The organism is Candidatus Dadabacteria bacterium (genome assembly GCA_026706695.1).
Taxonomy (GTDB): domain Bacteria; phylum Desulfobacterota_D; class UBA1144; order Nemesobacterales; family Nemesobacteraceae; genus Nemesobacter.
Genome location: JAPOYE010000003.1, coordinates 1 through 6,987 on the forward strand (window position 1 = coordinate 1; position 6,987 = coordinate 6,987).

Below are 6,987 nucleotides of genomic sequence, written 5' to 3' on the forward strand. Positions count from 1 at the left end.
CCCCCCCCAGTACCTTTCTAAAAGCTTGAATTAAGCAAAGAAGTTAAATCAAGTTTAATTAAATTCACGGGACGCTCGATCGTGAGTTGCCTCCTCCCCCCAGCGCCTGAGAGCGCCTTCATTGGGGACATGCACCCCGGTCGAGCGCCGTGATAAATGCCCAGTAGGAAGTTAGTGCCAAAGAGCACCTGTACTGGATCAGGCATCCATCACGGCTGACCCGATTAAAACACACAGGAGGTATTCTATCATGAACAATGATAAACCAATATTTTTTGCCGGTATCGACTGGGGCTTCTCCTCTCATCAGGTATGCCTCACAGATCACAACGGCTCCGTTCTGGGAGAACAAACTTTCAAACACGGAGGCGGAGGCCTCTCGGAGATGGCCCGCTGGTTGACCAAACTCTCGGATTCCGACCCACAGAATATCGCAGTCGCTATTGAGGTTACAAGGGGACCTGTCGTTGAAAGCCTGCTTGAGCAAAACTTCGAGGTGCACTCCGTAAACCCCAAGCAGCTTGACCGCTTCAGGGACCGCTTCTCTCCCTCCGGAGCCAAAGACGACCGCAGAGATGCCCGAGTGCTTGCCTCGGCATTGCGTACAGACCGCCGCCACTTCCGCCGTCTTGAGCCTCAGAACCCCGATATAGCCGTACTTCGGGAACTGACGCGCACGAGAGAGGAACTCATGTCTGAACGCAACCGCATGACAAACCGCCTGCGTCAGCTGCTTTGGAGCTACTACCCTCAGTTCAATGACCTTATAGACACTCTTCGCCCCTGGCTCCTTGAACTGTGGGAACTTGTTCCTACGCCCGCCGCGGCAAGGAAAACCAGACCATCCACTGTTCACAAGCTTCTGAAGCGTCACAGGGTAAGGCGCGTTGACTCAAAGGGAGTTCTGGACATCCTGCGCCAGGAGGGAATAAGCATTCAGCAGCCAATAGAAAAAAGTCGCGTCACTCGTATAAAAGCCACCGTCGAACGCATGAAGATCATAGACAGACAGATCAAGCGGACAGAAGCTCTTATCGATGAAACCATTGACGCTTTGGCCGCGAGGGAAAGCACAGAGAATGGAGCAGTGGGAGATATTGAGATACTGCGCTCCATCCCGGGGGTTGGCAGAGTTGTGCTCTCAACACTGCTTGCCGAGTCTTACGACCTTATACGCCGCCGTGATTACAAGGCGCTTCGATGTCTCGTCGGAGTCGCACCGGTAACCAGACAGTCGGGTAAAAGCAAGTATGTCATGCGACGCAGGGCAGCTTCCCGCAGACTTGCCGAGGCGCTTTACCACTGGGCAGCAGTAGCAGTGCTGCACGACCCTGTAAGCAAGGCCAGATACGCTTCATTGCGAGCTAGAGGACTGCGCCACTCCAGATCTCTTCGCACAGTAGGCGATCGTCTGCTATCTGTAGCCTGCGCCATGCTGAAAAAAGGAGAACCGTTCGACAAGGAGTTTAAGAAACCTCTGCCGGAGGCTGCGTAACTAAACTGAAATCAGATCGTAAAAAACAAGGAGGAATTAAAAAAAACGAACTCGGCCTAAATATAAATTTTTTGCTTGATAAAGGGTAGGAAGTCCCTGCTCACAAAGACGCCGACTCGTTTCTAAGTTCTGTCCTTACCAACAGACCCGATTGATATTATAAATTCAGAAAGGCTCTCAACAGTCTCAAGAACCCCGAGGTTGACTTCGGATTCGTCAATGGAAACTCCTAGTTCCTCTTCAAGCTCCATAATGAACTCAAGGGTTGACACAGAATCAACGCCGACTCCGAGTTCAATCAGCGACTGCTCGGCCGATATATCCTGAGGCTCAATGTCAAGATTGAACTTGCCGATGACAAGCCGCCTTATTTTCTCTCCCAGAATTTCTTTCCGCGCACTCACTTAAGTCTCTCCCTCAATACCTTGCCCGCAGGGCTTCTCGGAAGCGTATCCACAAACTCGATCCTCGTGGGAATCTTGTAGTCGGAAATTTTTCCCCTGCAGAAGCTGACAACTTCCCGCCTCGTGAGTCCGTCCGCGACGATAAAGGCCTTTACCTCTTCCCTGCCCCCGGCTCCAAGGGTTCCTATCACCGCAGCTTCCGTTATTTTCCCGTGAGTCACAAGCAGGTTCTCAACTTCAAACGGGTCAACCTTGTTCCCAGAGATGTTGATGAAAAGCTTCTTTCTTCCGCGAATGAAAAGATACCCGTCGCCGTCGAACATTCCGAGGTCCCCGGTGTGGTAAAAACCGTCGACAAAAACCCTCTCGGTCTCTTCCGGAAAATCAACATAGCCGTCTGTCATGGAAGGGCTCCTTATTATTATCTCGCCGATCTGCCCGACCGGAAGTTCGCCCCCGGTTTCCGAGACCACCCTTATAACGACGTTTTCAACCGGTACTCCGACTGAAAGACGCTTCTCCTCTATGTTCTCCGCGATATTAATTGCCATCACCCCGGTCTCGGAGGAACCGTAGAGCTGGCGGGGATAGACGCCGAAAGCCCGGTGGAAGGAAAAAAAGGTTTCCTCGGACAGGGGGGCCCCGGCGGAAATAACGTGCTTTAGCCTCGAGAAATCATAATCCCCACGGCTCGCGCTTCGAGCGAGGGTCTCTAGCATGAACGGGACGGCGGGAAAGATCGTTATCTGTTCTTCTTCAAGCACGCCGAGAACCTCTTTTCTGGTAAACCTCGGAAGGAAATAGCAGCACGCCCCGACGCTTACGGCGCTTACGAAGTTCCCAAGGCCATAGGTATGCGATATCGGAATCGAAAAAAGAATCCTGTCCCCGCTATCCCAGTTTATGGTGGCCGTATGATTCCGGGCAAGGGCGATCATGTTGGCGTGACTTCTCGCAACGCATTTGGGCTTTCCAGTTGAGCCAGTGGAAAAAAGGTAGATGGCTTTCTCCGAAGGACGGTTTCCGGGCGGACCCGCGGGAGCATCGCCAAGAAAATTGTCCCGGGTCACGCAAACGGTGGTTATGCCTCCGGAAACGGCGTTCACGGTATGCGCAAGAGATTCGTCCGTAATGATCAGGGCCGGCTTCGAGAACTCAAGGCAGTGTCTTATCTCCTCGGTTCCGGAGGTGCTGTCGATCGGAACGCAGGCGATTTCGAGTCTCGCTATCGAGAAAACGGATACGGCAAGGGAAAGCGAGTTGGGAAGAAAAACGCACACCTTATCCCCCCGTGACACCCCCAGGTTGGAAAGAAACGAGGAAAAGCCGTCAACAAAGCCGCAGAGCTGCGCGTAGCTGTAGATTTCTCCTTGATACCAGACGGCCGCTCCCCGGGGATTTCGCTCCAGGTTTGAATAAAGTATTTCGCAGTAGTTTCTCATCGCCCCGTCACGGGAAAAGGGGAACTTGTCCGAGTCCAGTGTCCTCGGGAAATCCAAAGACTATATTCATGTTCTGAACGGCCTGGCCCGCGGCTCCCTTCATGAGATTGTCAAGAACCGAGACGATGACAAAATGCCCTTCCCGCTCGCAGAAACCCAAAGAGATACAGTTGGAACCGGAAACAGACGCCATTCCGGGCGGCTCGTCGCAGACCCGGACGAAAGCATCATCTCCGTAGAACCCGGCGTAAAGTTCCCTTACCTCATCGGGGGAGATCTCCGAGCGGAGCCTGAGATACGAAGTGGCCATTATCCCCCTTTTAACCGGAATACGTGTATTGAAGAAAAGCAGTTTCTTCTTCACGCCGCAGAAATCGTAGAGCACGCGAAGAATCTCATGTTTCTGGTCATCCCCTCCAGCCCCGCGGGCGGATACGTCCTCCTTTACCTCGGTGTAGTGACTCTCGGGTTTCGGCGCTCGTCCCGAAGTCGAAAAAGAAGACTTTATGTCCACTATAATGTCGTTTTCCACTTCATACTCTTTAAGAAAAGGCACCACGGCGAGTGAAACGCAGGTAGAGTAGCAACCCGCGTTAGCAATCAACGGGGCGTTTTTTATCCTCTCGCGGTTAAGTTCGCTAAGTCCGTAGACCGCTTGAGAGAGAAGTTCGGGAAAGCGCGGCGCTACGCCGTGAGCCAGGGAGTAGTCGGCAGGGTCAGAGAATCTTAAATCGGAACTGAGATCGATCACCCTTACGCCCTTCTCAAGGAACTTCCGCACGAAAACAGAAGAGGTTCCCCCGGGAAGACAGGAGAACAGAAGATCGAGAGGTTCTGAGTCAGGAATTTTCGATACGGGGCTTAGGATAAGATCCGAGTAGCCCAAAAGATGCGGAAACGCCTCATCCGCCTTCCTGCCCGAGAACTTCTCAGACGTAAGCACCCGCAGGTCAATGTTAGGGTGGCGCGCCAGAAGGGAAAGAAGCTGCTGGCCGACATAACCCGTAACTCCCAGAATTGCCGTTTTGAGTTTCATCTTCTCTTGGGAAACCAAGCTGTTCGTCGCAAATCCACCTTGATTAATATGGGACTTGCTATCATTAATATAGCTTTAAAAGCGGAAGGGAAAAACCGGGTTCAGCGGAAAAAAGAGGCTGGCTTCTGTACTCAGGTCTTCTGAGCGGTCGCGGTTCTAAATACCCTGTCGATCCACTGCTCTATGTTCTTGCGCGAGGTTTTTCCTATAAGTTCCCTCACTTCTTGCATGGGAATCACGGCCTTGGCGTAGGATCTGTGTCCTCCGGCGCTTCCTATTTCGTCAAAAAGCTCGAAAAGCAGCCGCCCGGCGCTCTTGACGGACCCGCTGTTTCTTACGGACATAACCACATGGGAACCGGAAACAATCCCGAAGGCAACGGACCATTTAACCCCTTCCACCTTCATCCCCATGTCAGCCACCTGGGCAATAAGATGTTCCTTTTCTATCCTTCCTAGGTTCATGAAAATTATTCCGTCATTTATCCAGTGTCTTGAGAGCGCCTGGCCGTAGTGCTTGATCTCTTCTGAGTACAGGTTTTTGGACTCTATTTTCCTGAGCAAAGCCAAGTCAGCCTGACTGTAGAGGTATGTAAACGCTTCAAGGTCGTCAAGATCCGCACCCCTGTTGAGAATCATGGTGTCGGTTTTTATGCCGTAGAGAAGCGCGGCCGAGAGTTTCGCGGAAATCTCAACCTGTGCGGCCCTGAGGAGCCGGGTCATGATCGTCGCGGTAGCTCCTTCCTCGGAACTTATCTCTGTGAATTTTGCATCGCACTCGGGGGTTATCGGATGATGGTCGATCACCGAATCGATATCTGTAATCTCGCCTCTGAAATAAGAAGGCTGCACATCGACAAGCGCTATGGAATCGAAATTTTTTATGTCATCCTGGGAAATCACCTGCAAGTCTATGTCCATAAGCTCCACCATGGCCACGTTCTCGGGTCTTGAAATTTTCTCCCCGAGGTAGCCTATGGTCGCCGTTTTCCTGTTCCTTCTGAGAAGAGTCCGAAGGGCCATGGCGCTTGCGATCGCGTCCGGGTCGGGCTGGTTATGAACGAGTATGAGAAGCTTTTGCGCGTCGCGGTGAACCTCTCTTATCAGTCTTACGGAGATATCGGACCTCGCGAGCTTCTCCTCAAAGGATATCTGGCTGTCGGCGACTTCGTCGAACCTTACGTATCTAGCTGTATAGCCACTCTTGCGCCGCCTACCGTCGGCGGAAACAACTATCGGGCTCGTGGTATAACTGCGAGCAAGGGATGCCAGAAACTCCTTGGTTGCAAATTCGTTGTTTACGACTATAAGCGTAAAGTTTCCCTTCTGTTTGAACGCGTCATCAGGAGAATCAAGTTCTGTTACCTGACCCCTGTTCTTAAAAAGGCTCATCAGGAGAATGTCAAATTCTCCGATGAACATATATCGCTTTTCCCCGTTCGTGCTCATCGTATCTGGAATTCAGAACATCTATCTGTAGCAGGCGGCGCTAAGTTCCTCCGTGAAGCTTAAAATCCTACCCAGCATTTCCTGCCTTTCCTCTTCACCGCTCTCGATTATTCTCACAAGGGCGCTCCCCACGATAACAGCATCGGAAAAAGAGGCTATCGCGGCAGCCTGGCGTGCGGAGGACACCCCGAAACCTACCCCGACAGGAAGCTCAGAGCGGCGCTTTATTCTTTCCACCAGATCCTCGAGATCGTAGTCCATGTCAGGACGCGCTCCCGTGACCCCGGTAACCGAAACCACGTAGATAAAACCCGAGGCGTTTTGCGACACCATCTCTATCCTTTCTTCGGTACTCGTAGGAGCAAGCAAAAAGATGCGGTCAAGCCCCTCTTGCTCGACATGGACGCTCAGTTCCCCGGCTTCCTCGGGCGGAAGATCGACGACCAGAACTCCGTCCGCTCCCGCCTCGCGCGCGTCGCGCGCGAATCGCTCGGTACCATAGGAGAAAAAGGGGTTGTAGTAGCCGAAAAGTATCACGGGAATATCCGAGCGGGACCTTATCCTTTTAACAAGCGAAAGCACGTCGGAGAGGGATGTTGAGTTAGCAAGAGCCCGTTCCGAAGCAGCCTGGATCACCGGCCCGTCCGCCATGGGGTCCGAGAAGGGTATGCCGATTTCCACCATGTCGACACCGCTTGCCTCTAGGTGGTCAATGATCTGCTCGGTCAAGTCGATATCGGGATCCCCGGCGGTAACATAGCAGATTAAAGCCGCTTTGTTTTTCTCCCGAAGTTCGCGGAATTTTTCCTTTATCCTTCCCATGTGCTTTTATAAGAAACCGGCAGTCTGGAAACGCAGAAATCGCAAGCAAACAGAATAAAAAACGAACCTCCAACCTTCGCAAGCTTTATATACGCGCGTATGGTTATTGTCAAGCGGGTTGCGGGGAAGAAAAACTGGTCCGCGCCTCTTCATATAAGAGAGGAAGCGGTATGTATATCCTTATCCCCCCTGCCGGAGAGACAGATAACTATAATCTGCTCGGGGGACATGGACGGAGCGATTTTACGCACGTGGGCTATTGCATGGGCAGTCTCAAGCGCGGGTATTATTCCCTCTACTTCCGAGAGATAGGAAAACGCCGAGAGCGCTTCTTCGTCCG

The 6,987-nt window shown here is 52.3% G+C and carries 7 protein-coding genes; 1 reads left to right on the top strand and 6 read right to left on the bottom strand.

Translation table 11 applies throughout. The features are described from left to right. The first annotated feature begins 250 nt into the window (after window positions 1–250). Window positions 251–1,495: an IS110 family transposase gene (locus OXG10_00105; protein MCY3825775.1), complete on the top strand. Its 1,245-nt coding sequence runs from the start codon at window positions 251–253 to the stop codon at window positions 1,493–1,495. A 122-nt stretch (window positions 1,496–1,617) separates the two neighbouring features. On the opposite strand, the gene OXG10_00110 is transcribed toward OXG10_00105, so the two are convergent. The 6 genes from OXG10_00110 to OXG10_00135 form a co-directional block, all read right to left on the bottom strand. Further along, window positions 1,618–1,899 carry an acyl carrier protein gene (locus tag OXG10_00110; protein ID MCY3825776.1) on the bottom strand — a complete coding sequence of 94 codons (282 nt, stop codon included), beginning with the start codon at window positions 1,897–1,899 and terminating at the stop codon, window positions 1,618–1,620. After that, window positions 1,896–3,341 (bottom strand): AMP-binding protein, encoded by a 1,446-nt coding sequence (locus OXG10_00115; protein MCY3825777.1) that lies wholly within the window; start codon window positions 3,339–3,341, stop codon window positions 1,896–1,898. Before OXG10_00115 ends, OXG10_00110 begins: the two co-directional genes overlap by 4 nt. Window positions 3,342–3,348: 7 nt before the next feature. Continuing rightward, window positions 3,349–4,377 carry an N-acetyl-gamma-glutamyl-phosphate reductase gene (gene argC, locus OXG10_00120; protein MCY3825778.1) on the bottom strand — a complete coding sequence of 343 codons (1,029 nt, stop codon included), beginning with the start codon at window positions 4,375–4,377 and terminating at the stop codon, window positions 3,349–3,351. Window positions 4,378–4,508: 131 nt separating this feature from the next. Next, window positions 4,509–5,798, bottom strand: coding sequence for a DHH family phosphoesterase (locus OXG10_00125; protein ID MCY3825779.1), 1,290 nt, complete (start codon window positions 5,796–5,798; stop codon window positions 4,509–4,511). A 48-nt stretch (window positions 5,799–5,846) separates the two neighbouring features. Continuing rightward, a complete protein-coding gene (gene trpA / locus OXG10_00130; GenBank protein ID MCY3825780.1) occupies window positions 5,847–6,647 on the bottom strand; it encodes a tryptophan synthase subunit alpha in 801 nt (266 codons plus the stop codon). A 149-nt stretch (window positions 6,648–6,796) separates the two neighbouring features. Continuing rightward, a partial coding sequence (locus OXG10_00135; protein MCY3825781.1) for a tryptophan synthase subunit beta occupies window positions 6,797–6,987 on the bottom strand: 191 nt, incomplete at its 5' end.

Coding starts and splice junctions, on each gene's coding strand:
- argC (MCY3825778.1), bottom strand. CDS start 4,377: ATGAAACTCAAAACGGCAATTCTGGGAGTTACGGGTTATGTCGGCCAG.
- OXG10_00125 (MCY3825779.1), bottom strand. CDS start 5,798: ATGTTCATCGGAGAATTTGACATTCTCCTGATGAGCCTTTTTAAGAAC.
- trpA (MCY3825780.1), bottom strand. CDS start 6,647: ATGGGAAGGATAAAGGAAAAATTCCGCGAACTTCGGGAGAAAAACAAA.
- OXG10_00115 (MCY3825777.1), bottom strand. CDS start 3,341: ATGAGAAACTACTGCGAAATACTTTATTCAAACCTGGAGCGAAATCCC.
- OXG10_00105 (MCY3825775.1), top strand. CDS start 251: ATGAACAATGATAAACCAATATTTTTTGCCGGTATCGACTGGGGCTTC.